We start from the raw sequence: 26,476 nt of genomic DNA, 5'->3' as shown, positions 1-26,476 counted from the left end.
CCAAGCCGTGACACTCTTCTCAGCCGTTTTTTGGGCGGTTCGTCCATTCTGGTGAGGTGATTGGAACGGATACGGCGCAGGTGCTGATCGTCGAGGACGACAGCGAGGTGCGCGAGGCCCTGGGCCGCGCACTCAAGCTCGAGGGCTATGGGATCTGCCTGGCGGCGGACGGCCAGCAGGCGCTGAACTCCGTCAGCCAGAGCCCGCCCGACCTCATCGTGCTGGACGTGGCGATGCCCGGCCTGGACGGACTCGGCGTGGCCAGGGCGCTGCGCGCCGCCAACGACCGGACCCCGGTCCTCATGCTCACCGCGCGCGACGCCGTGCAGGACCGGGTGCTCGGCCTGAACGCCGGCGCCGACGACTACCTGGTCAAGCCCTTCGCGCTGGCCGAGCTCGTCGCCCGGATCAATGCCCTGCTGCGCCGCGCCGTCGTCGAGCCGCCGCTCGAGCCCGGCCTGCTCAGCTGCGGCGACCTGGTGCTCGACCTCGGCGCCCGCCAGCTGCGCCGGGCCGGCCACACCGAGGACCTGACGAAGATCGAGTTCGATCTGCTGGAACTGTTGCTGCGCAACGCCGGCCGCGTCGTGACCCGCGAGCTGATCCGCGACCGGGTGTGGGGTTACGACGGCGTCCCCGGCTCGAACTCGATGGAGGTCTTCATCTCCGTGCTCCGCCGCAAGACCGAGCCGGGTGCCTCACCGCGTATGATTCACACTGTGCGAGGCGTGGGTTACACGGTACGGACCCCCGCGTGACGTGAGGAAACCGGTGACGGTCCGGCTGAGGCAAGGCGAGTGGCGCTGGGGCAAGCGCAAGCTCCGCACCCGCATGATCATCGCGGCGACGATCGCGGTATCGGTGGGCATCGGCGCGTGCGTGGTCTTCGGCTATGTCGCCGTGCGCCGGGAACTGCTCGCCAATATGGACGCGCAGCTGGCCAGGCAGGCCTCCGGCCTCTCCGTGATGACCAAGTACCAGCTGAACAAGCCCAAGCCCGGCTCGACCAAGGGCAAGAGCGGCGGCAACAGCCCCGCCGCCGAGCGCGCGTACGCCATCGCCTACGGCCACCGCTTCGGTGACGCGGTCGGCATCTCGCAGTTCGTCTCCTCGAACGGCAAGACCGTCCCGGCGCAGTCCCCGACCGTGATGAACTCGGGCAACGTCAGCACGATCCCGCTCATCTCCGACGACCTGAAGGTCGCCGCCGGCCTGTCCCCGGACGGCTTCCGGACCATACAGCTCAACGGCGGCGCCGCGCGCGTGTACACGATGCACATAAACGGCACCAAGGAAGCGGTGATGGTCGCGCTTCCGTTGTCCGGCATCGACACCGAGCTCAAGCAGCTCGAGATCGAGCTCGGCCTCGGCGGGCTCGCCGGCATCGTCCTCGCGGTGGCCCTCGGCTGGTGGGTGACCCGCACCGCCCTGCGCCCGGTGGCGCAGCTGACCGACGCGGCCGAGCGCATCGCCAAGGAACCCAGGGAACTGGCACACCGTATCGACCTCGGCAGGCGTTCGCACAAGGATGAGCTGGGCAGGCTCGCCGTCAGCTTCAACGCGATGCTCGCCGCCGTCCAGGACGCCGCGAAGAAACAGCGGCAGCTGGTCGCCGACGCCTCGCACGAGCTTCGCACGCCGCTGACATCCCTGCGGATGAACGCCGAGGTCCTCGACAAGTTCGACCGCCTCGACGACGTCGACCGCAAGCGCGTCATAGACTCCCTGCTCACCGGCATCGACGAACTCACCGGCCTCGTCGCCGACACCATGGAGCTGGCCCGAGGCGAGGAACCCGAAGCCGTCGTGACCCAGGTCCGCTGGGACGAACTGATCAAGCGCGTCGTCGACCGCGCCAGCCTGCACTGGCCCGAGGCCGACTTCCGCGTCACGACAGAGCCCTGCACCGTGCACGGCGTGCCCGACCGCCTCGAACGCGCCGTCGGCAACCTGGTCAACAACGCCGCCAAGTTCTCCGGAGGCGTGGGCCTCGTCGAGGTGAATCTCGACATCCGCGGCGTGCTCACGGTCCGCGACCACGGCCCCGGCATCCCCGAGGAAGACCTCTCGCACGTCTTCAACCGCTTCTACCGCTCCGCCGAGATGCGCGACCGCCCCGGCTCCGGCCTTGGCCTGGCGATCGTCGCCCAGGTCGCCGAGTCGCACGGCGGCAAGGTCACCGCCCGCAACGCCCAGCCCGGCCCCGGAGCGCTGCTCACCCTGGAGATCCCGGCGGCGGAGTAGCCAGTGCGTCAGACCACGGCGAGCCGGTCGACCAGCAGTTCCACCCTCTGCTCGGCGTACTCCGGCGGGAGTCGTCCCGCTCGGGTCAGGGTGGCCAGCCCGTGCAGGGCCGCCCAGAACACCTCGGTGAACAGCCCCGGGTGGACGCCGTCCCCGGCGACCTCGCCCAGGCTCTCCAGCAGTGCGGCGAAGGCGTCCTTCAGCGGCTCCGGGGTGTCCTCCTGCGCGAACGCCAGGCCGCCGTCGAGCCGGAACATGGCGTCGTAGACCGCCGGGTTGCGCGCGGCGAAGTCGAGGTAGGTGCGGGCGAGGGCGGTGACCCGGGCGCGCGGGCCGTGCGCGGCGGAGGTCGCGGCCCGCACCGCCGCGGCCATGTCGGCGGCACCCTCGAGGGCGACGGCGCCGATGATCTCGCGCTTGCCGCGGAAGTGGCTGTAGAGGACGGGCTGGCTGTACTCGATGTGCTCGGCGAGCCGGCGGGTGGTGACCGCGTCCCAGCCCTGCTGCTCGGCGAGTTCGCGGGCTGTGGCCACGATCAGGCGCTCGCGGTCCGTCCGTTCGCGCTCCTTGCGTTCCTGTACCGACATGATTCGATTCTAGCACCGCTAGACAAGCGAGCGGCAGTAGTACTAGCGTTGCCTCATCAGCTAGCGACGCTAGATCCCAGGAGGGTCATCATGCTCACCGCACTCGAGGTCTTCACCACCGTGGAAGTCGGCCTGATGGTGGGCGTGGAGTTCTCCGTCGCCTTCGTCATGAACCGGATCTTCAACGCACTCCCCGACGACAGCGGCCAACTCGCCCGCGCCCACGGAGGCCGGATGCTCGGCGCCGTGATGCCATTCTGGTACATCGGCTCGCTCATCCTCAGCGCGGTCTGGGCCATCACCGGATGGCACCACCACGGCGCCGGCCTCGTCGTCATCGCCGCCGTGCTGCTGATCGTCAGCGTGCTCATGTCGGTCCTGCTGCTCGTGCCGATCAACAACCAAAGCAAGACGTGGACCCCCGAGAACCGGCCCGCCGACTGGAAGGAGCAGTCCAGCCGCTGGGACCGCTACCACTACGTCCGCGTCGTCGTCATCATCGCCGCCTTCGCCTTGCTGGCCACCGCCCTTGCCTGAGCCCGCGGCCGGTACGCGCCCTAGGCCTCTTCCTCGGCTGCCCGCGCCAGACCCTGTTCGATCTTTGCGAGAAGCGCCCTGGCTTGCGTGCGCTCGTCGTCGGCGAAACCGCTCGTGCAGAGTTCTTCGAGGCGTGGCCAGATCGCCTCGACCTGGGCGCGCAGCGCCTGGCTCGCCTGGGTCGGTTCGATGATGATCGCGCGGCGGTCGGTCGGGGACGGCTTGCGGCGGACGAATCCCGCGCGTTCGAGGCGCTGCACAGACCGTGTCATGGTCGCCGCGTCCGAGCCGAGCAGCCGTATCAGGGCGGCGGGTTGCTGCGGGCCGTCCGCCCACAGCCGCATCATGATCGCCTCCTGGCCGGGGTGCAGGCCGGCCGCGCGCAGCAGTTTCCCGATGAGCACGTGGTGGAGCCGCGCCGCCCGGAACAGCGCCTCGCTGACCGTGCTCGGCTCCACGGTCGGGTCGAGTCGGCAGCCGTAGTCCGGGACGGGGTACTCGGAGCCGCTCTGATGGTCGTCGTGCATCGCGCGCCTCCTCCACTACCTGCCGCTGCTACCAGGCAGGTGCCTGTCCGAACAGCATACTGAACACGTCGACCAGGCCGTTCCGAGCTCAGTTAGATACCACAGGTCAGGACGATGTTAGCTGGGTCACAATCGCCTATGCGCGGATGGCTTCTCGCAAGTTACTTGTTCGGCCAGGTAACTGCAATCGGCCGACGAGTACGTCAATCGAGGGACAAGACATGAACGACGACGAATTCAACGCGTGGAACAAGAAGGTCATCGAGGAGTTCCGCGCCAACGGCGGTAGGCTCGTCGGCCAGTTCGCGGACGCGCCGATCCTGTTGCTCTACACCAAGGGCCGGCGCAGCGGCAAGCAGTTCCTCAACCCGCTCGCCTACTACGCCGACGGCGACCGCTACCTGGTGTTCGCCTCCAAGGGCGGCGCCGACAAGCACCCGGACTGGTACCTCAACCTGGTCGCGTCGCCGGCCGCGCACATCGAGGTCGGCACCGAGTCCTTCGACGTGCGGGTGACCGAACTCGAGGGCGAGGAGCGCGACCGCCTCTACGCGGCACAGTCCGAGCTCATGCCCAACTTCGCCGAGTATCAGGCCAAGACGACGCGGCTCATCCCCGTCGTCGCGCTCAGCCGGGTCTGACCCATGCGGTCCGCGCGACGTCCGGCTGCGTTGTCGGCGGCTTCGGGTAAGACTGTGGGACGACGGGAGTTCGTGATTCCTCCGAGGAGGTAGGGGCCGATGGACGCGGTTGGATGGCTGCTGGACGGCGACCCGGCGATCCGGTGGCAGGCGATGCGGGACATCACGGATGCGTCGGCGGACGAGATCGAGGCGGAGCGGGGGCGCGTCGCGGGTGAGGGCTGGGGCGCGCGGCTACTGGGGTTGCAGCTGCCAAGTGGGCAGTGGACGACGCAGACGCCCGAGTTCGACTCGCCGCGTGCCGCCGAGTGGTGGCATTCGCTCGGGGCGGCGCGGCAGGGGACGCTCTTTCCGCAGGGGACCTCGACGACGACGAGCTTGGCGCTGCTGCGGGACTTCGGGCTGCCCGCGGACGATCCGGCCGCCCGGCGGGCAGTCGGGCTGGTGCGTGACCGGGTGCAGTGGGAGCACGACGGCGAGCCGTACTTCGACGGGGAGACTGAGCCCTGCATCAACGGCAGGACCGTGGCGATCGGCGCGTACTTCGGCGAGGAGGTGGCTCCGGTCGTGCAGCGGCTGCTGAGCGAGCAGATGAGCGACGGCGGGTGGAACTGCGAGCAGGAGAACGGGTCTACGCGCGGGTCGTTCCACACCACGATCAACGTGCTCGAAGGGCTGCTGGAATACGAGCGGGCCGTGGGGAGGGCTCCGGGCGGCCCGGATGCTCCGGACTCGGCGGACGTGACGGCCGCTCGGCTGCGCGGACAGGAGTATCTGGTCGAGCGGCGGTTGATGCGGAGACTGTCGACGGGCCAGGTGATCGAGCAGGACCGCAAGACGGAGGCGGCCGCGACCTGGGATCAGTTCTCTTACCCGACGTTCTGGCATTACGACGTGCTCCGCGGCCTCGACTACCTGCGCGCGGCGGGCGCCGCTCCGGATGAGCGGCTGGCGGCGGCGATCGAGTTGGCCGAAGCCAAGCGCGGCGCGGACGGGCTTTGGCCGCTGGAGAATCCGCACGACGAAGGGCTTCACTTCGCGATGGACGAGGGCGAGGGGAAGCCGAGTCGGTGGAATACGCTGCGTGCTCTGCGAGTGCTCAAGTGGTACGGCCGCTGAACCGCGCTGAGCCCTGAACCGCGCTAGCACGACCTGGCGACCGAACCCCCGTCAGCGGTGGACGAGGGCGAAGAGGCGTTCCCAGCGTTCTGCGATGGCGTCGGGGCTGTAGCGGGCGACGGATTCCGGGGCGGCCTTGGCGAGTGTGCCGCGGAGGGCGCCGTCGTCGATCAGCTTGCCGAGTTGGTCCGCGAACGCCTCGGTGTTGCCGAGGGAGACGAGGGTGCCGTCGCGCAGGATCTCGCGTACGCCCGGGGCGCAGTCGAACGCGACGCAGGGCAGGCCGCACGCGAGTGCTTCGAGCAGCGTCATCGGGAAGCCCTCGGCGCGCGAGGTGCTGACGAAGATCGAGCCGGAGCGGAGCGCCTCAGGGACCTGACTCGTGGGGCCCTCGAAGGAGACGGACGAGGCGATTTCGAGTTCGGCGGCTTGGGCTTCCAGGGCAGCGCGGTCGGGGCCGTCGCCGTAGATCTTGAGGCGCCAGTCGGTGCCGGGCCGGGCCTTCACGACGTACGACCAGGCTTCGAGGAGCAGGTCGAAGCCTTTCTCCTGGGAGAGACGGCCCAGCGCGACGCAGACGTGCGTCTCAGGATCGGCGCCGCCGGTTGCGGGGAACGGCAGGGGGTTGGGCATGACGGCGGCGTTGTTCATGCCGCCCTTGGTCGTCCAGTCACGAGCGTCCTGATCGGTCAGGGCCACAAAACGCGGCAGATTCGCGTACAGCTTCTTCACCCGCGTGCCACGACTCGACGCCATCGACGCGGCGTACGACTCGTGGCTCATCCCGATGACCGGGATGCCGCGCGTGTCCGCCTTCGTGATCCATTCCATCGCGAAGACCTGGACGCAGATGATGACGGAGCTGGCCGGGTCGAGGGGCGCGAGAAGGGTACTGAGGCGATCGGCACCGCTCTGCTGGAGACGCAGGTAAGAGCGGTGTTTGAGACCGGCCTTCGGGTGGCGCAGGCGTGCGTCGATGGAAGGCCTCGGTGCCGCGTGGACGGGCTTGTCGTGGAGCAGGGCCGTGCGATACGGCAGCGGGCCGTCGTGGTCGGCCGTGTAGTCGTGCGGACTCGAGACGCCGGCGACGCCCACGAGCAGCACGCGATGGCCCTCGGCGCTCAGCAGATCGCCCATCGAGCGGGCCCAGCGCTGAGCGCCGCCCGCCTCGTCGATGTTGTTGCAGACGATGACGACGTCGCGGGAGACGGTGACGGTCACTTCTGGCCGCCCTTCGCGAAGAAGCGCTGGTAGACGCGTTCCGCGGCGTCGCCGTGCTCGTATTCGCCGAAGCGTCGGGCGAACGCGCGGCGCTCGGCGTGGTGCGAATCCGGCGTCAGGGCGTGCAACGCCTTGAAGAAGGACTCCTGATCGGTGGTGTACGGGCCGGGGGCCTCGGCCTCGAGGTCGAAGTACGTACCGCGATCCCGCGTGTATCCCGCCTTGTCCGGCGCGAAGAAGGCCATCGGCCGGTCCAGCAGCGAGAAGTCGAACATCACCGAGGAGAAGTCGGTGATCAGCGCGTCCGAGGCGAGGAAGAGCTCTGTGACATCGGGGTATTTGGAGACGTCTTGGACGGCGCCGCGGGCCGCTTCGGGGACGGAGACCGTGTTCAGGTAGTGCGCGCGGACGAGCAGCAGGTGCGTTTCGCCGAACTCGCGCGCGAAGTCCTCGAAGGAGAAGTCCGGCCTGAACGGACCGGAGGTGCTGCGGAACGTCGGGGCGTAGAGCAGCACCGTCTTGTCGGCGGGGAAGCCGAAGCGGGCCCGCAACGACGCGGAGAGCTCGCCGCGCTCGGGGGACAGCAGCAGGTCGTTGCGCGGATAGCCGAAGCGCAGCGGCTCGGCGCGCATCTCGAAGGCCTCGACCAGGGTTCGAATATCCCACTCGCCGCGCACGAGAAAGTGGTCGAACCGGTTCACGGCGCGAGACAGCGCCTTCCGCTGACCGGTCAGCATCGCCTTGACCTGCGGGGTGTTCACGCCCATCGTCTTGAGCGCCGTGCCGTGCCAGGTCTGGATGTACGTGGTCCGCCCGGGCTTCGCCATCCACTGCGGGAAGCCCTGGTTGTCCACCCAGAACTCGGCGCGGGCGAGTGCGCGCAGGTATCCCCACGAGTTGCGCATCACCAGGTGCGCGTCCTTGGGGAAGCCGTTGGTGTTCTCGGTGTACGACCAGGTCACGCGGCCCGAGTGGCCGTGCCTGCGCAGTGCTTCGTAGATGTACTTGGGACTGTCGCTGTACGACAGGCCCAGGTGGGATTCGAAGACCACTGACCCGCGCTTGGCAGGGAGCCTGCACAGCAGCGCGTAGCCCTTGCGCTTGAGCCGCGGATCGTTGGCCTTCTGCGCAGTCCGGGTCGCCTTCTGCACGAGTCGCAGCATCCTGCCACCGCCGGTGCCGGTGGCGTTGCGCTCGAACGACGCGTTGACCCGCTTCGCGATCGGGTTGCGCGAGGCGATCTGCAGTGTCACGACGCCGCGGTGGTTGATGCGGACGACCCACCGGTCGCCGACCGCCCTGGTGAGCAGCGGCCGCGCGGGCAATTCCAGAGACGCCGCGGCCTCGGGCAGTTCGATCGCGGTGACGCGCGTGGCCATGGTGCCGAGGTCGCCGGCCTTGAGACGGAATCTGACCTCGAACATCTGGTCCACGACGCCGACCGGCCGCACCGTCTTCGTCACGTCCACCTCGCCGGACCAGCGGATCCGGCTGCCCTCGTGGCGGATCTCGGTCACCTTCACCCGGTACTGCCGCAGCGCGCGCTGGCCGGGCCGGAACTCCAGCTGGGCGCTCAGCGGGACATCGGACGGGACCTTGCCGAGCGGGTTCACGGTCTCGCCGGAGATGCGGATCCTGCCCGACTTCCGGCCGACGGAAACGACTTCGAGCCCGGTCAGCCGCGTCGCGAGGTTCGACTCGGGCAGCGACAGCTGGTGGTATCCGGCCTCTGTCACGTCCAGCGCGATGCGGCCGAGCTCGTCGTCCAGGTATCCGTTGTCGCACCAGTAGATCCGGCCGTCCCGCTCGACCAGGTCCGTGCTCACCCGCGTCCGGTCGAGCAGGTTCTCCGCGATCGTGACGATCGCCGGCCAGTCCTCCTTGAGCAGCAGGTAGGCGCCCGCGACCGCGACCCGGTGGTCGCAGCGCGCGAACACGGCCGCCAGCGGCAGCGTCCGCAGGTAGTCGCGGAACAGCCGCCGGCACTCGGCGATGTACTCGTCGGTCTGGTACGGCAGTTCGCGCAGGTAGAGCACGAGGTCGTGCTCGATGAACTTGACCGCCTTGGCCAGCCGGATCGCCTCCCGGCCGTGCTCGTCGGGGAAGCCGTCCAGCACCGCGTCCACCTTGCGGTGGATGCCGATCCGGTCTCGCACGTTGCTGATGTTCGAGCGCTGATTCGAGATCGACTTGGCCGCGACGCGGACCATGACCTCCCAGTAGTACACCGGGTTCGGGATCAGCACGATCTTCCGCGCGTGCAAATACGCCGTCGCCGAGAAGAGCAGGTCCTCCCAGTGGAAGCCCTCCGGGAAGCGGATCGCGTGCTCGCGCAGGAACTCGAGCCGGTAGCACTTGTTCGTCGAGAGGGTGTCGCGCAGCAGGTCCGGCATGTCCGCCGCCGATTCCAGCACCCGCCGCTCGGTGTACATCTCCGGCCACCACGGCACGTCCTCGACCAGGCCGGACCGGTTGAGGTGCCGCCGGATGCACAGGCCGGAGACCAGGTCCGCGTCGTACTCCTCGGCCGCCTGCAGCATGTTCAGGCCCGCGTGCCGGTCCAGGGTGTCGTCCGAATCGAGGAACATCACGTACCGGCCGTGCGCGTGCTCGATGCCGGTGTTGCGCGGCTTCGAGCAGCCCCCGCTGTTCTCCTCCAGGCGCACGAAGCGCACCCGCGGGTCCTCGGCGGCCAGCCTCGCGGCGACCTGGGGGGTGTCATCCGAGGAATGGTCGTCCACGACGACGACCTCGAGGTTGTGCAGCGTCTGGTTGAGCACCGAGCGCACCGCCCCGGGCAGCCGCGCGGCATCGTTGTACCCGATGACGACGACTGTTAAGTCCGGCGTCACGGGCTCGTTCTGCTGCGGCAAGACTTCCTCGCTAACCAGCCGGTCCGGCGTTTTAGGGATGGTATCGGATCGGGTGTCGGACTACGGTTGGCCACCGGATCCCACCGCACCCACACGGATCGAACCGGCCTAGGAGTCAAGCACAGTGCGCACCGCCGCAACCCACGTCACCGCCATCCTGAGCGGCCCGCAGCCCGTGGACGGAGACAGCCATCTGCGCGCGGTCCTCAGCGGGCTCGACGTCACCGTGATCACCGCCGACGGCCCGGCCGCCACCGCTCGCGCCGTGGCCAGCTCCTCGCACTCCGGCAAGATCGCGCTGGTCGACCCGAGGCTGGCGGCGCACACCCACGCGCTCCGGCTCGCGCTGCTCGACCCCAGGTGGGTGGCCGCGCACGCGCCCGGTGTGCTGGTCGTCACCGGCGCGGCACGCGAGTTGCTGGCCGCCGAACTGCGCGCGATGCCGGACCTGACCGGGCACCGGGTGGACGGCAGCTCGCCCGCGGCCCGGCTGACCGCCCCGAGGCTGCTGCTCGCCGACGAATTCGCCGAGCGGCTGCGGACCCAGGGCGTGGACGTGCACGAGACCGCGCTGCCGCCCGGCCTGGTCGCGCGGCTGGTCGCCGAGCCGCTCGCCGCGCGCAAGGACGTGTACGCCGAGATCGCGGCCGTGGACGACGAGGCGATCCGGCTGCGCCGCGCGGTCAAGGGCGACGACGGCCTGTTCACCACGTACTGCGTCTCGACCTGGACGCGTTTCCTCGCCCGCTGGGCCGCCCGGCACGGCTGGACCCCGAACTTCGTCACCACGCTCTCGCTGCTGATCGCCTTGGCGGGCGCCGCGGCCGCCGCCACCGGAACTCGCGCGGGTTATGTCTGTACCGCCTTCGCCCTCTACTTCTCTTTCGCGCTGGATTGCACCGACGGCCAGCTCGCCCGCTACTCGCTCCAGTTCTCGCGCATCGGCTCCTGGCTCGACGCCACGTTCGACCGGGCCAAGGAGTACGCGGTGTACGCGGGTCTCGCGCTCGGTGCCGTGCGCGGCGGCAGTCACGACCACGGCGTCTGGCTGCTGGCGGCTGCCGCGATGGTGCTTCAGACGCTGCGTCACCACATCGACTTCGCCTACCACGAGTCGCTGCGCGGCCAGCCGGCGCCCGAAAGCCCGGTCACCTCGGCCGAGGCTCCGCAGCGCAGCCTCGGCTACTGGGCACGCAAGGTCGTCGTGCTGCCGATCGGCGAACGCTGGGCCCTGATCGCGATCCTCGCCGCGCTCACCAACCCGCGCGTCATCTTCAGTGTTCTGCTGATCTGGGGTGTGCTGGCCGCCGCCTACACGACCGTGGGCCGTGTGCGGCGTTCCTTGGCGGGCAACGGAATCCGCACCGAGGAGGCCGTCGACGCGCTGCGTGCCATGTGCGACCTTCCGCTCGCGATCAAGGCCGCCGCGCGCGAGCCGCTCACCGCCAAGCTCGGCTGGATAACGCCGCCCACGATCCAGCTCGTCGCGTACGTCGTCGCGCTCGGCCTGATCGTCAACGACGCGCTGCTCGGCGCCGCCACCTTCGTCCTTCTCGCGGCAGTGATCTACCACCACTACGACGTCGTCTACCGGATCCGCGCCAATGCCGCGCAGCCTCCGCACTGGCTGTCCGTCGCACTCGGCGGCAACCTCGGCCGCTCGGTGCTGATCGTGGTGCTGGGTACGGCGATCGGCAGCGGTTACGCGCTGAGCGCGGCGATCTGGCTGCTCGCCGGGTACCTGGCCGCCCTCGCGCTCGCCGATTCGGTGCACTTCTGGACCCAGCCCGCGGCCCCGGTGCTGCCCGAGTAAGTGCCGCCTGAGTAACAGAATCTGATCGGTATCGCGCGTTCATGTTGGATTTTGTTAGAATCTGAGGAAGGAGCGGGATCTGGCCTCTGAGCGAAGGTAGGGTCAAGGTATGACGACGTGGCTTGTTACCGGCGGTGCCGGGTACATCGGATCGCACGTGACCCGGGCGCTGCTCGCGGCCGGCGAGGGGGTCGTCGTGCTCGACGACCTGTCCACCGGCGCGAAGGACCGGATCCCGGACGGCGTGCCCGCCGAGATCGCCAAGGTGCACGACCGGGCCGCCGTCGCCCGCGCGATCGCCGGGCACCAGGTCGGCGGCGTGATCCACGTCGCGGCGAAGAAGCAGGTCGGCGAGTCGGTCGAGCGCCCCACCTGGTACTTCGAGGAGAACCTGGAGGGCCTGCGCACGCTGCTCGACGTGGCCGTCGAGGCCGGGGTCGACAAGTTCGTCTTCTCCTCCTCCGCCGCGGTCTACGGCGAGGTGGACGTCGAGCTGGTCACCGAGGAGACGCCGTGCACCCCGGCCTCCCCGTACGGCGAGACCAAGCTCGTCGGCGAATGGCTGATCAAGGACGTGGCGCGGATGCGGCGCCTGGCGGGCGAGGAGTTCGCCTTCGCCAACCTGCGCTACTTCAACGTCGCCGGGGCCGGCGCGAAGGAGCTCGGCGACCCGGTGGCGCTCAACCTGATCCCGATGGTCTTCACCAAGCTGGAGGCCGGCCGGAATCCGCTGATCTTCGGCGAGGACTACGCCTCCCCGGACGGCACCTGCATCCGCGACTACATCCACGTCGCCGACCTGGCCGAGGCGCACGTCGCCGCCGCGCTCCGGCTCGAGCGCGACCCGAAGACCTCGCTCACGCTCAACCTGGGCACCGGCACCGGCGCCTCGGTCAAGGAGGTCATCTCCACGATCCTCGAGCACACCGGCATCGATCTGCCGCCGGTGGTCGTGCCGCGCCGCCCCGGCGACCCGGTCAAGCTGGTCGCCTCGGCCGAGCTGGCGCGGCGGGAGATCGGCTGGTCCGCGAGCCGCGATCTTCGTGACATGATCGTCTCGGCCTGGGCGGGCTGGCGCTTCCAGCACGATCGGTAACAAGCTCGGTGTAATAGTCACCTTGTAGACAGTGGAAGTGTGGTTGGAAGTCATCCACCGATAAGCTGTCAGCCATGATCGGACTCATCCTCGCCGCCGGTGCGGGACGCCGCCTGCGCCCGTACACGGACACGCTGCCCAAGGCCCTGGTGCCGGTGGACGAGGAGCGAGGCCTTACCGTCATCGACCTGACCCTGGCCAATTTCGCGGAGGTCGGGCTGACCGAGGCCGCGATCGTGGTCGGCTACCGGGCCGAGGCCGTGCGGGAGCGCAAGGCGCAGTTCGAGAAGCAGTACGGCCTCGAACTGCACCTCGTGCACAACGACAAGGCCGAGGAATGGAACAACGCGTACTCGCTCTGGTGCGCGCGCGACCTGCTCAAGCAGGGCGTGATCCTCGCCAACGGCGACACCGTGCACCCGGTTTCGGTAGAGCGGACCCTGCTCGCCGAGCGCGCGAAGCCCGGCTACGACGGGCGCGTCGTGCTCGCCCTGGACACCGTGAAATCCCTCGCCGACGAGGAGATGAAGGTCGTCTGGTCCGCCGAGGCCGGGGTCAGGCGCATCACGAAGCTGATGGACCCGGCGGACGCGACCGGCGAGTACATCGGCGTCACGCTGATCGAGCCCGAGGCCGCCGAGGACCTGGCCGACGCGCTGCGCGCCACCTTCGAGCGCGACCCGCAGCTGTACTACGAGGACGGCTACCAGGAACTCGTCGACCGCGGCCTCCGGGTGGACGTCGCGCCGATCGGCGACGTGCCCTGGGTGGAGATCGACAACCACGACGATCTCGCCAAAGCACGGTCCATCGTCGCGAGCGTCTGATGGCCGTTCTCAGTAGGCTGATCCAGGCCCCGGCCGCGGTGCGCATCGGCCCCGGCGTGGCCGCCGAGCTTCCGGCGATCCTGGCCGACCAGCGCATCTCCGCCTCCGGCCGGCTGGCCGTGGCGATCAGCGAGGGTTCCGGCACGCGGTTGCGCGAACAGCTCGCCTGCAAGCTGCCCGAGGACGTCGGCTGGTTCACCGTCAGCAGGGCCAGCCTGGACGCCGCGGTCGACCTCGCCGACCGGGTCCGCGCGGGCAAGGCCCCGTACGACACGCTCGTGGCCATCGGCGGCGGCAAGGTCATCGACGCCGCGAAGTACGCCGCGGCCCGGCTCGGCATGCCGCTGGTCGCGGTCGCCACCAACCTGGCGCACGACGGCGTCTGCTCGCCCGTCGCCACCCTGGAGAACGACGCGGGCACCGGCTCGTACGGCGTGCCGAACCCGATCGGCGTGGTCATCGACCTCGACATCATCCGCCAGGCCCCGCCGCGCTTCGTCCGCGCCGGCATCGGCGAGGCGCTGTCGAACCTCTGCGCGCTGGCCGACTGGGAACTCGCACACCGGGAGACCGGCGAGTCGGTGGACGGCCTGGCCGCGGCGATGGCGCGCACCTCCGCCGAAGCCGTGCTGCACCAGCCGGGCACGATCGCCGACGAGACCTTCCTGGCCGTGCTGGCCAACGCGCTCGTGCTCTCCGGCCAGGCGATGGCCGTGGCCGGAACCAGCCGCCCGGTCTCCGGCGCCTGCCACGAGATCAACCACGCGATCGACCAGCTGTTTCCCAAGCAGGCCGCGCAGCACGGCGAACAATGCGGAGTGGGCGCCCTTTTCGCGACGTACCTGCGCGGCGATCACGCCCTGGCTGCGCAGATGGCCGAGGTGCTGACCCGGCATGAACTACCGGTGACACCTAGGGATCTAGGACTTGGTATCGATCAGTTCGCCGAAGCGGTAACGTACGCGCCGCAGACAAGGCCGGGCAGGTTCACAATCCTGGAGCATCTGGACCTGTCCCGTTCGCAGATTGATGACGCGGTGAAGGGTTATGTCGCTACCTACGCTCGATGAGCTGCGTACCGTCGTTCAGCCGCCGGAGAAGATGCAGCGCCGCAACGGCGAGCACTGGGCCGGCCGGCTGTACATGCGGCGGATCTCGCTGCGCACCACCCGACTCCTCGTCAACTCGCCGATCTCGCCCAACGGATACACCTACCTGATGATCGTGGCCGGGGTGCTGGCGGGCCCGGCGCTGCTGATCCCGGGCATCGGCGGGGCCGTGCTCGGCGCGTTCTTCGTGCAGCTGTACCTGCTGTTCGACTGCGTGGACGGCGAACTCGCGCGCTGGCGGCAGCAGACCTCGATCGTCGGGGTCTACCTCGACCGGATCGGCGCCTACTTCGCCGAGGCCGCGTTCCTGGTCGGCCTGGGCTTCCGGGCGAGCAGCCTGCACCTGGACAAGTGGGCGGTGCTCGGCCTGGCCACGGCCCTGTGCGTGATCCTGGTGAAGTCGGAGAGCGACCTGGTCGACGTCGCGCGCACCCGCGCCGGGCTGCCGGCCGCGACCGAGGGCTCGGTCGTGCCGCGCGCCTCCGGGGCCGCCAGGCTGCGCTCCGTGGCCCAGATCTTCAAGATCCACCGGCTGATCGTCGGCATCGAGTCCTCGATGCTGGTGCTGCTGGCCGGAATCCTGGACCTCTTCGCGCACCACCAGCCGTTCACCAAGGCCGCGCTGGTCATCCTCGCGGTGATCGCCGCGGTGATGGTGGTGCTGCACTTCGTCTCCATCGTGCTCTCGAGTCGGCTGAAGGCCTAGAAAGTGGCCACGGTGACATCTCAAAGCATGCGTCTCGGCGCCGTGATCCTGACGATGGGAAATCGGCCCGCCGAGCTCGTCGACCTGCTGCGGAGCATTTCCGGACAGCAGGGCGACCCGATCGACGTGGTCGTCGTCGGCAACGGGATCAAGGCCTCCGGGCTGCCCGGGCTCGACGGTGTCAGGACCCTGGACCTGCCGGAGAACCAGGGCATCCCGGGCGGGCGCAACCGCGGCTTCGAGGTGCTGCTCGGCCTGCCCGAGGATCAGCGCCCCGAGGCGATCCTGGTGCTCGACGACGACGGCCGGCTGGACGGCGCCGACTCGGCCGAGCACATCCGGTCCGCGTTCGCCGCGAACCCGCGGCTTGGCATCGTCTCCTTCCGGATCTGCGACCCGGTCAGCCACGAGGTGCAGCGGCGCCACGTGCCGCGGGTGCGGGTCGGCGATCCGAACCACTCCTCGCAGGTCACCACGTTCCTCGGCGGCGCGAGCGCGATCCGCTCCGCGGTGATCGACCAGGTCGGCGGCCTGCCCGACGACTGGTTCTACTGCCACGAGGAGACCGACCAGGCCTGGCGCGCGCTGGACGCCGGCTGGACCATCGAGTATCGGGCGGACGTGACCCTGCTGCACCCGAAGACCATGCCGAGCAGGCACGCGACCTACAACTTCAACGTGGCGCGCAACCGGGTCTGGCTCGCGCGCCGCAATCTCCCCGGGGCGCTGGTCCCGGTCTACCTGGGCGTGTGGACCGTGCTCACCGTGGCGCGGCTGCGCAGCCCGGCGGCGCTCCGGGTGTGGTTCCGGGGCTTCGCCGCCGGCTGGCGCACCCCGTGCGGACCGCGCCAGCCGATGGGCTGGAGTACCGTGTGGCGGATGACCAGGCTCGGAAGGCCCCCGGTCATCTGATGGATCTCGACGACATAAGGCGAAGCAGTGAGTGAAACCGGCGGCATCGTGTTGGAGGAGTTGCCTCCTCCGGCGATCGATCCCGAATTCGCCGAGCTCGGCGGCGTCGCGCTGGCGGCGAAGTTCGGGCTGAAGCAGAGCGGCAAGCGTCCGCCGCTGTTCGAGTACGCCGCGCAACTGTGGCAGCGGCGGCACTTCATCACCGGCTACGCCACCGCCAAGAACCGCTCGCTGTACTCCAACGCGCGCCTCGGCCAGCTCTGGCAGCTGCTCACGCCGATCCTGAACGTGGCGGTGTACTACTTCGTCTTCGGCATCCTGTTCACCCAGAGCAAGGGCGTGCCGGACTTCCTGCTCTTCCTGGTCGTCGGCGTCTTCCTGTTCAACTTCCTGCAGACCTCGATGATCAACGGCTCGCGCTCGATCAGCGACCAGCTGGTGCTGATCCGCGCGCTGCACTTCCCGCGCGCCTGCCTGCCGATCTCCGCGACGCTCATCCAGCTCCAGCAGCTCGGCTTCTCCATGGTCATCGTGGTCATCGTCGCGCTGGCCACGGGGCAGACGCCGACGCTGTCCTGGCTCGCGGTGATCCCGGCGCTGGTCCTGCTGAGCGTCTTCTGCACCGGCATGGCGATGATCGTCGCGCGGATGGGCTCGGTGCTCACCGACACCGCGCAGCTGCTGCCGTTCATCAGCCGCACCTGGATGTACCTGTGCGGCGTGATGTACAGCCTCGCCTCGGTCGCCGACAAGGCCGGAGTGCCGCACGTGGTCAAGCTGATGCTCTACTACGACCCGCCGGCGCTGTTCATCACCGTCGTGCGCAACTGCCTGATCAAGGCGCCGGTGGCCGCGAGCTACCCGAACGCGGCGGACTTCCACGCCGCGGTCAACGCGCTGCACCAGCCCGCGTACGCCTGGCTCTTCCTGCTGTTCTGGGCCCTCGCGTTCGGCGTGGGCGGCTTCGTGTACTTCTGGAAGGCAGAGGAGCAGTACGGCCGTGGCTGACACACCGAAGGTCCTGCCGAGTCAGGTGCTGCGCGCCATCCAGGGCAAGGAGGGCGAGCACAGCTACTCCGAGGAGGAGCTGGCCGGCCTGCGCGCGCAGATCATCGAGGAGCGGGCCAAGCGGCGCGCCGAGGCGGCGACGAGCCAGCCGACGGTGATCGTCGACAACCTCAACATCATCTACCGGATCCACGGCGCGGGTACCGGCCGCGGCTCGGCCACCGGCGCGCTCTCCCGCATCGTCTCGCGCCGCGCGGCGCCCACGATCCGCGAGGTGCACGCCGTGCGCGGGATCTCCTTCGTGGCCCGGCGCGGCGAGAGCATCGGCCTGATCGGCCGCAACGGCTCCGGCAAGTCCACGACGCTGGCGGCCATCGCGGGCCTGCTCCCGCCGGAGAAGGGCGGCGGCGTCTACACGGACGGCCAGCCCTCGCTGCTCGGCATCAACGCCGCGCTGATGCCGGACCTGACCGGCGAGCGCAACGTCATCGTGGGCTGTCTCGCGATGGGCATGTCCAGGGTCGAGGCGAACGACCGCTACCAGGGCATCGTGGACTTCTCCCGGATCCAGGAGACCAACCCGCACGCGATGAGCCTGCCGATGAAGGCGTACTCCTCGGGCATGGCGGCGCGGCTCCGGTTCGCGATCGCCGCCTCGCGCGACCAGGACGTGCTGATGATCGACGAGGCCCTGGCCACCGGCGACGCCAAGTTCCAGGCGCAGAGCGAGCAGCGCATCCGCGAGCTGCGGGCCAGCGCGGGCACCGTGTTCGTGGTCAGCCACTCGATGGCCGCGATCCGGGACACCTGCGACCGGGCGATCTGGATCGAGGCGGGCAGGATCCTGATGGACGCCGACGTGGACGAGGTCGCCGACGCCTACGAGGCCTGGTCCAAGCAGGGCTGAGCGCGGCTGAGCGCGGTTGAGCGCGGCTGAGCGTGCCTGAACGCGGTGAGCACGGGCGCTGTGGTGACCGCGGAACTGCGGTGAACGCAAGATTGCTGCACGGTTAAGTCTAATTTAAGACGGATCTGTTACGTAGATCGCACGTCTGGCGGCGCCCGCTCGTTAGTCTCTGTTCGAAGACCTTGGGACAGAGCTAGGCGGGCGCGGCGTGAATATCGTGGGCAAGGGGTTCTTGCTCCTGCTGGGCTGCGTCACGCTGGCGTCGGCCGGCATGACGCTGTGGCTGTGGCCCCGGCTCGCCGGACGCGGCCCGCGGCCGTTGGCCGGGCGGATCGGCCTGCTGCTCGGCACGCAGCTGAGTCTCGCGGCGACCTTTCTGTTCACGATCAACGCGCTCGGCGGCTTCTACACGTCCTGGGCCCAGCTGTTCGGCGACTCCTCGGCGCAGTACAACCTGAACAACGCCGGAGCGGCGGGCGCGGCCGCGCACGACACCCAGCAGCTGACCGTCGCCTCGGACGGCCATGGCCGGTTGGTGGGCGTGCGCAGCGGCGTAGCGGCCCAGGTGGCCGTGTTCACCCCGGCCGGCTATGCATCGCCAACGTCCCCGCCGCCGTCCGCGTCCCCGCCGTCGTCCCCGTCCCCGCCGTCGTCCGCGTCCCCGCCCTCCGCCACCCGGTATTTCCCGGTCGAGATCGTGGACCTGACGGGCCATTCGGCAGGCCTTTCGACGAGTGGCCCGCTCCCGAACTTCCAGCAGATCGCCACCGGCTATCACCTGATCGTCGCCGTCGTCACCGCCCCGGCCGTCATCCCCGGTGTGAACGTTCCGGCGGGAACGCAGGGTGAGTTGTTCTGGTCCCAGGACCTGCGTGCCGCGCTGATCGCGCACTACCGGGTCGACACGTCCCCCGCCGACTGGGGCGTCGCGGGCGTCGCCCAGTCCGGCGGTGCCGCGATCAACCTCGCCGTCCAGGACTCGACGAGCTACGGCCTGGCCGCGGCCGTCGGCAACTGGACGAGCGCTCTGCCGCAAGACAGTTGGCCCGGCATCGACAAGTACCTCGCGGCCGTGCCCACCCCCGCCGTCCGCCTGCTCTACGACCCGACGGCCCCCGACATCCCGAGCAAGCTGCGCCTGACGGAGGGAACACTGCAGGTGGCCACGCAGTCGGGACTGACCCTCACCAGCGCACTCGACTGGCTCGGCGCGTCGATCCGGGCGAACGCGGGGGTGGTCGCATGAACCTCCCCCTCACCGGCAATACGCTGCTCGCCGTGTTTGCGCTGCTCGTGCTCGCCGCGCTCACCGGCGTGCGCTTCGGTGTGTCGATCCGGGTAAATGCGGGGGTGGTCGCGTGAGCGTCCCCCTCACTGGTAACGGCCTGCTCGCCGTGCTTGCGCTGCTCGTGCTCGCGGCGCTCACCGGCGTGGTACTGCTGTGGCGCAAGCTGTCCGGCAAGACCTGGCGGCACGTACTCGGCCGGATCGGCGTACTCGGCGGCGCTCAGCTCGTGCTGGTCCTGCTGCTCGCCGCGTTCTGCAACGACTACTTCGGCTTCTACAGCTCCTGGCACGACCTGCTCGGCTTCGCGTCCCAGGCGGTCGACCAGAACCAGGCCCACCCCTTGGGCCCCGCCTCCGGCTCCGACGCCCCGGACGGTCCCGGCGCCCCCGGCCAACCGCACCGCGCCCTCCTCACGATTCAGTCCATCAGTGGTCTGAGCCTCCCCAGCGGCACCGTCCCGTCCGCCACCGGCGAGACCCAGGATGTCACCATCCTCGGCGCGAGCACCGGTCTCAGTACCCACGCGGTCGTCTACCTCCCCCCGCAGTACTTCCAGAGCGCATACCGCGGCTACGACTTCCCCGCAGCCATCGTCTCGACCGGCTACCCCGGCGACATCACCGGCCTCGAAGACCGGCTCAAGTACCCGTACCGCCTGCTGACCGGCATCAACAGTCGCCAGGACAAGCCGGTCGTGCTCGTGATGACCCAGCCGTCCCCAAGCAGCGTGGGCGGCGTCGACACCGAGTGCACCAACGTCCCCGGCGGCCCCCAGGTGAACACGTTCTGGGCCCAGGACATCCCCCGCGCCATCGAGGACCAGTACCGGGTCACCTCCGCGGCCGGGGGCTGGGGCGTCATCGGCGACTCGACCGGCGGCGACTGCGCCCTCAAGGTCACCCTGATGAACTCCGACAAGTTCTCCGTCGCGGCCTCCCTATCAGGGGGCTACGACGCCCCCCAGGACATCACGACCGGTGACCTCTACGCCACGCCGCAGTTCAGGGACCTGAACAACGTCATGTGGCGCATCGAGCACCTCCCCAAGCCCCCCGTCTCAGTCCTGCTCACCAGCAGCCGCTCCGGCGAGAGCGACTACGCCGCCGTCACCCGCTTCCAGCAGTTGACCGCCGGCACTCCCACCCACACCTCCACCCTCATCCGCAACGAGGGCGGCCACAACTTCACCACCTGGAACGCCGAGATACCCCCCGCCCTGCAATGGCTCACCAACACCCTGCGTTCCCCGACCGCGCTCCCCAACCCCGGAAGCTGAACGGTATTTCCGTCACAGCATGTCCGTCACAGCGCGACGGGCTGATCGGGCGGGAGGCCGTCTCTCAGCGAAGGGTGAGTGCGGGCTGCACGTGCGTCATCTCCGCGGAGACGTCCCATAGCAGACGTGCCAGTTCGGGATCGCGGGCGGCCTTCGCGGGCCTGACGGGCTTCGGCGCGCTGCTCATCTGCATGAAGCCGCCTGGGCCGACGAAGCCGCCGCCGGGGACGTCGTCGGCGAAGGCGGCGTACAGCGTCTCCAGGGCGGTGTCGGCCGGTGTCTGTGCGAACAGGCGCATGAAGGTGCGGATCAGCAGGCCCTCGGACCCGCCCGACTTCGTGATCGCGTCGGTGGCCGCCGCGCCGGGGTGAGCGGCGACAGCCAGCACGTTCGAGCCCGCCGCGGCCAGCCGGCGCTGAAGTTCGGCGACGAACAGGAGGTTGGCGAGCTTGGACTGCGCGTAGGCGGCCGAGGCGCAGTAGGGCCTGCGCTCCCAGTTCAGATCGTCGAAGTCGATCTTGCCGAACCGGTGGGCGTTGGCGGACACCGCCACGACCCGGCCGGTCACGTGCTCGAGCAGCAGATTGGTCAGCGCGAAGTGGCCGAGGTGATTGACGCCGAACTGCGCCTCGAAGCCGTCACCGGTCCGGGTGAGCGACGGCGGCATCACGACTCCGGCATTGCAGATCAGCAGGCTGATCTCACCGTCCCAGTCCCGGGCGAAGCGGCGGACGGAGTCCAGGCTCGCGAGATCCAACTCGCGCACCTCGGTCTGCCCGGTCCGCGGATCACCGCCGGGATCGTGCCGGTGCCCGGCCGCAGCGTTCCAACACGTCCACCATCTGCCGGACCACCGGCTCGGTCGAGCACTTCGCCAGGCGATCGGGCACGAAATCCCGGACCTGATACATAAACGCGTGCGTCCTCAGCCCAGCCGCCACCCAGGCAGGAGTCGAGTCGCCGCGCTGCCGCGCTCCGCCGACACTCAACTCAGCGGCCGTCCGACACCGTCACCATCGCCGTGCATACAGCCCACGGGAAGCCGCGCCGCATGGTTGGTCTGGGGCGAAGGCCGCTGGACAGGTATCGGCATCCTGACATCTCTTTAGGGCGCTGACCTGCAAGAAAAGCGATGATGGGATAGGAATCCGGGCCCCGCTTCAAGTGCCCTTGGCGCGATTCGAACGCGCGACCTACCGCTTAGGAGGCGGTTGCTCTATCCCCTGAGCTACAAGGGCGGGATACCGGGACAGCTTACAGGTTGGTGGTCTTGGGCCAGAAACAAGATTGCCGGGCGGGCGGAAATCCAGGTGCGGGGCGCGGTGGGGGCGACGTACTGTCCGTAGCATGCGCCAACTGCCAGCACGGGAACCAGGAGTGCCGGACAGCCGGTCGGCCGCGCGGTACCTGATGTGGGTGTGGCGGGAGCAGTGGCGCTCGCAGGTGCTCGCGATGAGTTGGGGCGTGGCGTGGATGCTGGCGCTCGCGGTGATGCCGGCGATGATCGGGCGGGCGATCGACCAGGGGTTGCTGGAGCGGTCGACGACAGGGCTCGTGACGTGGACGGGCGTGGTGCTGGGGCTGTCGGTGTTCGCGGCGGTGGCGGGTGCGATGCGGCACCGGAGCGCGATGACGAACTGGCTTTCGGCCGCATACGTCACGATCCAGGTAACGTCGCGGCACGCGGTGAAGGTTGGGGCGGACCTGCCACGGCTGATCGCGAGTGGGGACGTGTTGGCGATCGGGACGACGGATGTCGAGGCGGTAGGGGGCAGCTTCGACATCCTCGCGCGGCTCTGTGGTGGGCTCGTGGCGACGGTCGTGGTCGCGGTCATCATGCTGACCACGTCCGTTCCGCTCGGCTTGGTGGTGCTGGTCGGTGTGCCGCTGATGATGGCGTGCACGGTGCTGTTGCTGCGTCCGCTGCATAGGCGGCAGGACACGTACCGCGAACTGCAGGGAGCGCTTTCCGATCAGACGGTGGACATCGCGCAGGGCATCAGGATTCTGCGGGGGATTGGCGGCGAGGAGGCGTTCTCCGCGCGCTACGCCTCCGGATCTCAGCGCCTGCGCGGCCTCGGCATACAGGTCGGGCGGATCGAGTCGCTGTTCGCTGCGCAGGAAGTGCTGCTGCCGGGGCTGCTCACCGGGCTGGTGACGTGGCTTGCGGCGCACTTCGCGCTGCACGGCGAGATCACGGTCGGCCAACTGGTGGCCTTCTACGGCTATGCCGCGTTCCTGGTCATGCCGCTTTCGTTTTTCGGTGAGGCGGCGAGCTCGGTGACCCGCGGCCACGTCGCGGCGGAACACGTCATCAGACTGCTGCGTATCAGCCCACCGATCGAGGAGCCGGAGTCCCCGGTTGCCCCGCCACCAAACGGCGTGCCGCTGGCCGACGCCGCTTCCGGTCTGACGATTACTCCAGGAGAGTTGCTCGCGGTTGCCTGCGCCGAACCGGAGGACGCCGAACGGCTGGCCAACCGCCTGGCCCGTTACACGGACGACGGAGCCGCGACGCTCGGAGACGTGCCGCTGAACTGTCTGCCGGTGAGCGTGGTGCGTGAGCGGATTCTGGCAGCGGGCAACGGAGATCGCGTCTTCGCGGGCACGGTGCACTCAAGCCTGTCCGGTACGAAGAATCCGCCGGACGAGGCAGTGATGGCGGCACTGAACGCGGCATCGGCCGAGGACGTCGTCGAAGCGCTCGAAGACGGCCTGAGCGCCCTGGTCGAGGAGAAGGGCCGGAACTTCTCCGGCGGGCAGCTGCAGAGGCTGCGTCTCGCCAGAGCCTTGATCGCGGATCCGGAGTTCCTGATCGCCGTCGAGGCGACAAGCGCGGTGGATGCGCATACGGAAGCGCGCATTGCCGAGCGCATCGGCGCCTATCGAGCGGGACGGGACGGGCTGCGAGGGACTGTGCTGTTCACGACGAGCCCGTTGGTACTGGATCACGCGGACGTCGTCGCATATGTAGAGGGCAGCCGCGTGGTGGCGACGGGAAGGCATGCGGAACTGCTCGCCAGCCAGCCCGGGTACCGGCTGCTGGTGACGCGCGGCGAGGACGAGTCGCAGGACGCTTCGAAGGATGAGAAGGATGAGGAGGATGAGGAGTCGCGGGACAGTGCGCATGACGCCTCGAAGGATCAGCCGCAGGACGAGTCGCGGGCCACGGTGGGCGAAGCGCTGGACGCCGCGGATGGCGAGCTTGAGCGAGTGGTGCAGTCATGACGGTGCGTGGACGGCTCGCAGGGCGTTGTTGGCGGAGGGCGGGCGACGTGGCGGGTGGCGGGCTTGGGCGAGTGGTGAGGTCATGACGGTGCGCGGGCGGCTTGCGGGGTGTTGTTGGCGGAGGGCGGGCGACGTGGCGGGTGGCGAGATCGACGGAGCGGTGCGGAGGCGACGGGGCGCGGTTGCCTCGCCGGGCGTTGTCTGCGGGGAGCGTCGACGTGGTGGCGGCCGGCGGGCTTGAGCGAGCGGCAGTCATGACCGCGTGCGGACGCCTCACCGGGCGTTGTCGATGGAGGGGATCTTCGTGGCGGGCGGCGGGCTTGGGCGAGCGGTGGTTATGACCGGGCGCGGGCGTCTTGTAGGGCGTTATTGGTGGAGGGGGTTGGACTGGCGGGCGGAGGCCTTGTGGGGTGGTGGTGCGGTCATGACGGGGCGTGAGGGAGAGGAGGTGGTTTGGAGGTGAGTGCGGTGACGTTGCCGATTGCGGATCGGGCGGCGGTTCGTGGGTACGCGGCGGACATCGGGAAGCGGTATCGGCGGGAGCTCGTGGGAGTTGTGGCGCTGGCGTCGCTGGCGACGATCGCGGGGCTCTTCGGGCCGCGGCTGCTCGGCGAGATTGTGCAGGCCGTGCAGGGTGGGACTACGTCAGGACACATCGATGTGCTGGCCGGGCTGCTCGTCCTCGCCATCTGCGTGCAGGGCGCGCTCAGCCGCTATGCGTATATGGCGGGGAAGAACTTCGGCGAGACGGTGCTCGCGGAGTTGCGCGAGAACTTCGTCGACAGTGTGCTGGATCTGCCGCTCTCGACGGTGGAGCAGGCGGGGAGCGGCGACCTGATCAACCGGGCCTCGCGCGACGTGGGTGCGCTGCGGATCGCGGCGCAGCAGGGTATTCCGGCGGTGCTCGCCGCGGTTACGTCGTCCTTGCTCACCCTGGTCGCGCTCGTGGTGGTCTCGCCGTTGCTGGCGGCGGTCACGCTCATCACGCTGCCGCCGATCCTGTTCGTGGCGCGCTGGTACCTGAATCGTGCACGCGAGGGCTACTTGGCCACGAACGCCAGTTACTCGACCATGATCGAGAACCTCGCGGCCGCCGTTGAGGGCGCGCGGGCGGTCGAGGCATTGCAGCTCGGCGGGCAGCACATCGCGCAGACCGATCGGGACATCGCGGCCTCGTACCGGACGGAGAGGTACACGCTGCGGCTGCGCAACATCTTCTGGCCGATCGTCGACGTCTGCCAGTTGGCACCGGCCGGGCTGATGCTGCTGCTCGGCGGTATCGGTTACACCCGCGGTTGGGTCAGCATCGCGCAGGTCACCGCGGCGACGCTATACGTGCAGCAACTCGTCGCGCCGATCGGCACGTTGGCCGACTGGCTCGACACGATCCAGACCGGTTCGGCCTCGCTCTCCCGGCTGCTCGGCGTCACGCAGATTCCGGCGGACCGCGTTGCCGCCGAGGGCGTGCGGCCGGACGACGCGGACCCCCGGCTCGAGGCGCGCGCGGTCGGCTTCTCGTACGTGCCGGGCCGCGAGGTGCTGCGCGACATCGACCTGACGGTGCGTCCGGGCGAACGGCTGGCCATGGTCGGCCCGTCCGGCGCGGGCAAGTCCACGCTCGGACGGCTGCTCGCCGGCATCGGTGCGCCGGGCCGCGGCCGGGTGAGCGTCGGCGGCGCCTCGCTCGTCGAGTTGCCGCTCGACGAGCTGCGCGGCCAGGTCGCGCTCGTCACGCAGGAGCACCACGTGTTCGTCGGCACGCTGCGCGAGAACGTCACGCTGGCCCGGCCCGACGCCTCGGACGAGGAGATCCACGCCGCATTCGCCGCCGTCGACGCCGACGCCTGGATCGCAGGGCTCGGCGACGGCCTCGACACGCGGCTCGGTTCCGGAGCGCTGGAGCTCAGCGCCCCGCAGGCCCAGCAACTCGCTCTCGCCCGGCTCGTGCTGGCCGACCCGAACATCCTCGTCCTCGACGAGGCGACGGCCCTGCTCGACCCGCGCGCCGCCCGCCACCTGGAGCGCTCGCTGTCCGCGGTGCTCGAGGGCCGCACCGTGATCTCGATCGCGCACCGGCTGCACACGGCACACGATGCGGACCGGGTGGCGGTCGTCGAGGACGGCCGGATCGCCGAACTCGGCTCGCATGCGGATTTGATCGCGGCGGGAGGGGCGTACGCCCGCTTGTGGGACAGCTGGCACGGCGCGTCCGACCAGACTTTGCCGGATGGACAGACGGATTGGCTACCATCGGAAGCGCTATGAGTTACCAGGATGACGAGTACGACGAGGACTGGGGTCGCGACGAGCGCACCCTGGTCGCGGCTTCGGGGTTCGAGCAGACGCGGGACGACACCGACTTGGGCTGGGGCGAGCGCACCTGGTCGGACAACCCCGCCGGCAGCGACCCGGATATCGAGCGCTTCCTCGAGGAGCGCCCCCCGCACCACGGCGACTAGACCAGCGAGAACAACGAGAACAACAAGAACAGGCAGACCTGCTCAAGTCGCTTGCCGGTGTTGATCGGTGAGCGGCTGATGCGTGTACGGCGTTGTGC

Annotated in this window: 23 protein-coding genes and 1 tRNA gene; 18 read left to right on the top strand and 6 right to left on the bottom strand. The window is 69.4% G+C overall.

The window, feature by feature from the left end; genetic code table 11:
• Window positions 1-56 precede the first annotated feature (56 nt).
• A complete protein-coding gene (locus VG296_RS12365; protein ID WP_325565814.1) occupies window positions 57-758 on the top strand; it encodes a response regulator transcription factor in 702 nt (233 codons plus the stop codon).
• 13 nt (window positions 759-771) lie between these two features.
• Entirely contained in the window at window positions 772-2,244 is a 1,473-nt protein-coding gene (locus VG296_RS12360) for a HAMP domain-containing sensor histidine kinase (RefSeq protein WP_325565813.1), read from the top strand.
• An 8-nt stretch (window positions 2,245-2,252) separates the two neighbouring features.
• On the opposite strand, the gene VG296_RS12355 is transcribed toward VG296_RS12360, so the two are convergent.
• Window positions 2,253-2,831 carry a TetR/AcrR family transcriptional regulator gene (locus VG296_RS12355; RefSeq protein WP_325565812.1) on the bottom strand — a complete coding sequence of 193 codons (579 nt, stop codon included), beginning with the start codon at window positions 2,829-2,831 and terminating at the stop codon, window positions 2,253-2,255.
• A gap of 90 nt (window positions 2,832-2,921) precedes the next feature.
• Between VG296_RS12355 and VG296_RS12350 the strand changes: the two genes are divergently transcribed.
• A complete protein-coding gene (locus tag VG296_RS12350) occupies window positions 2,922-3,368 on the top strand; it encodes a DUF1772 domain-containing protein (RefSeq protein WP_325565811.1) in 447 nt (148 codons plus the stop codon).
• A 20-nt stretch (window positions 3,369-3,388) separates the two neighbouring features.
• Here VG296_RS12350 and VG296_RS12345 read toward each other — a convergent pair whose 3' ends face one another.
• Window positions 3,389-3,895: a MarR family winged helix-turn-helix transcriptional regulator gene (locus VG296_RS12345; protein WP_325565810.1), complete on the bottom strand. Its 507-nt coding sequence runs from the start codon at window positions 3,893-3,895 to the stop codon at window positions 3,389-3,391.
• A gap of 221 nt (window positions 3,896-4,116) precedes the next feature.
• Here VG296_RS12345 and VG296_RS12340 point away from each other — a divergent pair, with 221 nt between their 5' ends.
• Complete coding sequence (locus VG296_RS12340; RefSeq protein ID WP_325565809.1) at window positions 4,117-4,536, top strand: nitroreductase family deazaflavin-dependent oxidoreductase; 420 nt, start codon at window positions 4,117-4,119, stop codon at window positions 4,534-4,536.
• Window positions 4,537-4,635: 99 nt separating this feature from the next.
• Window positions 4,636-5,655, top strand: a complete 1,020-nt coding sequence (locus tag VG296_RS12335) for a hypothetical protein (RefSeq protein ID WP_325565808.1) — start codon at window positions 4,636-4,638, stop codon at window positions 5,653-5,655.
• 51 nt (window positions 5,656-5,706) lie between these two features.
• Here VG296_RS12335 and VG296_RS12330 read toward each other — a convergent pair whose 3' ends face one another.
• Window positions 5,707-6,876: a glycosyltransferase gene (locus VG296_RS12330; protein WP_325565807.1), complete on the bottom strand. Its 1,170-nt coding sequence runs from the start codon at window positions 6,874-6,876 to the stop codon at window positions 5,707-5,709.
• The gene (locus VG296_RS12325; RefSeq protein WP_325565806.1) at window positions 6,873-9,749 is read right to left on the bottom strand and encodes a bifunctional glycosyltransferase/CDP-glycerol:glycerophosphate glycerophosphotransferase; all 2,877 of its coding nucleotides are present in this window, start codon (window positions 9,747-9,749) and stop codon (window positions 6,873-6,875) included. Before VG296_RS12325 ends, VG296_RS12330 begins: the two co-directional genes overlap by 4 nt.
• Window positions 9,750-9,873: 124 nt before the next feature.
• On the opposite strand from VG296_RS12325, the gene VG296_RS12320 reads away from it, so the two are divergent.
• From VG296_RS12320 to VG296_RS12275, 10 genes are all read left to right on the top strand, one after another.
• The gene (locus tag VG296_RS12320) at window positions 9,874-11,562 is read left to right on the top strand and encodes a DUF5941 domain-containing protein (protein ID WP_325565805.1); all 1,689 of its coding nucleotides are present in this window, start codon (window positions 9,874-9,876) and stop codon (window positions 11,560-11,562) included.
• Between the two features lie 109 nt (window positions 11,563-11,671).
• Entirely contained in the window at window positions 11,672-12,658 is a 987-nt protein-coding gene (gene galE / locus VG296_RS12315) for a UDP-glucose 4-epimerase GalE (RefSeq protein WP_325565804.1), read from the top strand.
• 74 nt (window positions 12,659-12,732) lie between these two features.
• Window positions 12,733-13,485: a phosphocholine cytidylyltransferase family protein gene (locus VG296_RS12310; RefSeq protein ID WP_325565803.1), complete on the top strand. Its 753-nt coding sequence runs from the start codon at window positions 12,733-12,735 to the stop codon at window positions 13,483-13,485.
• Window positions 13,485-14,555, top strand: coding sequence for an iron-containing alcohol dehydrogenase family protein (locus VG296_RS12305; protein WP_325565802.1), 1,071 nt, complete (start codon window positions 13,485-13,487; stop codon window positions 14,553-14,555). Before VG296_RS12310 ends, VG296_RS12305 begins: the two co-directional genes overlap by 1 nt.
• Complete coding sequence (locus VG296_RS12300) at window positions 14,533-15,300, top strand: CDP-alcohol phosphatidyltransferase family protein (protein ID WP_325565801.1); 768 nt, start codon at window positions 14,533-14,535, stop codon at window positions 15,298-15,300. Before VG296_RS12305 ends, VG296_RS12300 begins: the two co-directional genes overlap by 23 nt.
• Window positions 15,301-15,327: 27 nt before the next feature.
• Window positions 15,328-16,212, top strand: a complete 885-nt coding sequence (locus tag VG296_RS12295; RefSeq protein ID WP_325565800.1) for a hypothetical protein — start codon at window positions 15,328-15,330, stop codon at window positions 16,210-16,212.
• A gap of 27 nt (window positions 16,213-16,239) precedes the next feature.
• The gene (locus VG296_RS12290) at window positions 16,240-17,220 is read left to right on the top strand and encodes an ABC transporter permease (protein ID WP_325565799.1); all 981 of its coding nucleotides are present in this window, start codon (window positions 16,240-16,242) and stop codon (window positions 17,218-17,220) included.
• A 100-nt stretch (window positions 17,221-17,320) separates the two neighbouring features.
• Window positions 17,321-18,127 carry an ABC transporter ATP-binding protein gene (locus tag VG296_RS12285; protein WP_349259537.1) on the top strand — a complete coding sequence of 269 codons (807 nt, stop codon included), beginning with the start codon at window positions 17,321-17,323 and terminating at the stop codon, window positions 18,125-18,127.
• Between the two features lie 208 nt (window positions 18,128-18,335).
• Window positions 18,336-19,373, top strand: a complete 1,038-nt coding sequence (locus VG296_RS12280; protein WP_325565797.1) for a hypothetical protein — start codon at window positions 18,336-18,338, stop codon at window positions 19,371-19,373.
• A gap of 112 nt (window positions 19,374-19,485) precedes the next feature.
• Window positions 19,486-20,691 (top strand): alpha/beta hydrolase, encoded by a 1,206-nt coding sequence (locus VG296_RS12275; RefSeq protein ID WP_325565796.1) that lies wholly within the window; start codon window positions 19,486-19,488, stop codon window positions 20,689-20,691.
• Window positions 20,692-20,755: 64 nt separating this feature from the next.
• Here VG296_RS12275 and VG296_RS12270 read toward each other — a convergent pair whose 3' ends face one another.
• Window positions 20,756-21,448 (bottom strand): SDR family NAD(P)-dependent oxidoreductase, encoded by a 693-nt coding sequence (locus VG296_RS12270; protein WP_325565795.1) that lies wholly within the window; start codon window positions 21,446-21,448, stop codon window positions 20,756-20,758.
• A gap of 408 nt (window positions 21,449-21,856) precedes the next feature.
• Window positions 21,857-21,929: transfer RNA gene (locus VG296_RS12265), tRNA-Arg, on the bottom strand.
• A gap of 109 nt (window positions 21,930-22,038) precedes the next feature.
• Between VG296_RS12265 and VG296_RS12260 the strand changes: the two genes are divergently transcribed.
• From VG296_RS12260 to VG296_RS12250, 3 genes are all read left to right on the top strand, one after another.
• Window positions 22,039-23,919, top strand: coding sequence for an ABC transporter ATP-binding protein (locus tag VG296_RS12260; protein ID WP_325565794.1), 1,881 nt, complete (start codon window positions 22,039-22,041; stop codon window positions 23,917-23,919).
• A gap of 468 nt (window positions 23,920-24,387) precedes the next feature.
• Entirely contained in the window at window positions 24,388-26,184 is a 1,797-nt protein-coding gene (locus VG296_RS12255) for an ABC transporter ATP-binding protein (RefSeq protein ID WP_325565793.1), read from the top strand.
• Window positions 26,181-26,378 (top strand): hypothetical protein, encoded by a 198-nt coding sequence (locus VG296_RS12250; RefSeq protein WP_325565792.1) that lies wholly within the window; start codon window positions 26,181-26,183, stop codon window positions 26,376-26,378. The genes VG296_RS12255 and VG296_RS12250 overlap by 4 nt, the downstream gene beginning before the upstream one ends.
• Window positions 26,379-26,476: the final 98 nt, after the last annotated feature.

The sequence above is a fragment of the Actinospica sp. genome (genome assembly GCF_035552695.1).
Classification (GTDB): Bacteria; Actinomycetota; Actinomycetes; order Streptomycetales; family Catenulisporaceae; genus Actinospica.
This window is presented reverse-complemented; position numbering and strand designations above follow the sequence as displayed.

What these genes read in the sequence shown, in the direction of transcription:
- VG296_RS12260 (WP_325565794.1), top strand. Translation starts at nt 22,039, where the DNA reads ATGCGCCAACTGCCAGCACGGGAACCAGGAGTGCCGGACAGCCGGTCG.
- VG296_RS12350 (WP_325565811.1), top strand. Translation starts at nt 2,922, where the DNA reads ATGCTCACCGCACTCGAGGTCTTCACCACCGTGGAAGTCGGCCTGATG.
- VG296_RS12295 (WP_325565800.1), top strand. Translation starts at nt 15,328, where the DNA reads ATGCGTCTCGGCGCCGTGATCCTGACGATGGGAAATCGGCCCGCCGAG.
- VG296_RS12345 (WP_325565810.1), bottom strand. Translation starts at nt 3,895, where the DNA reads ATGCACGACGACCATCAGAGCGGCTCCGAGTACCCCGTCCCGGACTAC.
- VG296_RS12305 (WP_325565802.1), top strand. Translation starts at nt 13,485, where the DNA reads ATGGCCGTTCTCAGTAGGCTGATCCAGGCCCCGGCCGCGGTGCGCATC.
- VG296_RS12340 (WP_325565809.1), top strand. Translation starts at nt 4,117, where the DNA reads ATGAACGACGACGAATTCAACGCGTGGAACAAGAAGGTCATCGAGGAG.
- galE (WP_325565804.1), top strand. Translation starts at nt 11,672, where the DNA reads ATGACGACGTGGCTTGTTACCGGCGGTGCCGGGTACATCGGATCGCAC.
- VG296_RS12355 (WP_325565812.1), bottom strand. Translation starts at nt 2,831, where the DNA reads ATGTCGGTACAGGAACGCAAGGAGCGCGAACGGACGGACCGCGAGCGC.
- VG296_RS12250 (WP_325565792.1), top strand. Translation starts at nt 26,181, where the DNA reads ATGAGTTACCAGGATGACGAGTACGACGAGGACTGGGGTCGCGACGAG.
- VG296_RS12335 (WP_325565808.1), top strand. Translation starts at nt 4,636, where the DNA reads ATGGACGCGGTTGGATGGCTGCTGGACGGCGACCCGGCGATCCGGTGG.
- VG296_RS12310 (WP_325565803.1), top strand. Translation starts at nt 12,733, where the DNA reads ATGATCGGACTCATCCTCGCCGCCGGTGCGGGACGCCGCCTGCGCCCG.
- VG296_RS12300 (WP_325565801.1), top strand. Translation starts at nt 14,533, where the DNA reads ATGTCGCTACCTACGCTCGATGAGCTGCGTACCGTCGTTCAGCCGCCG.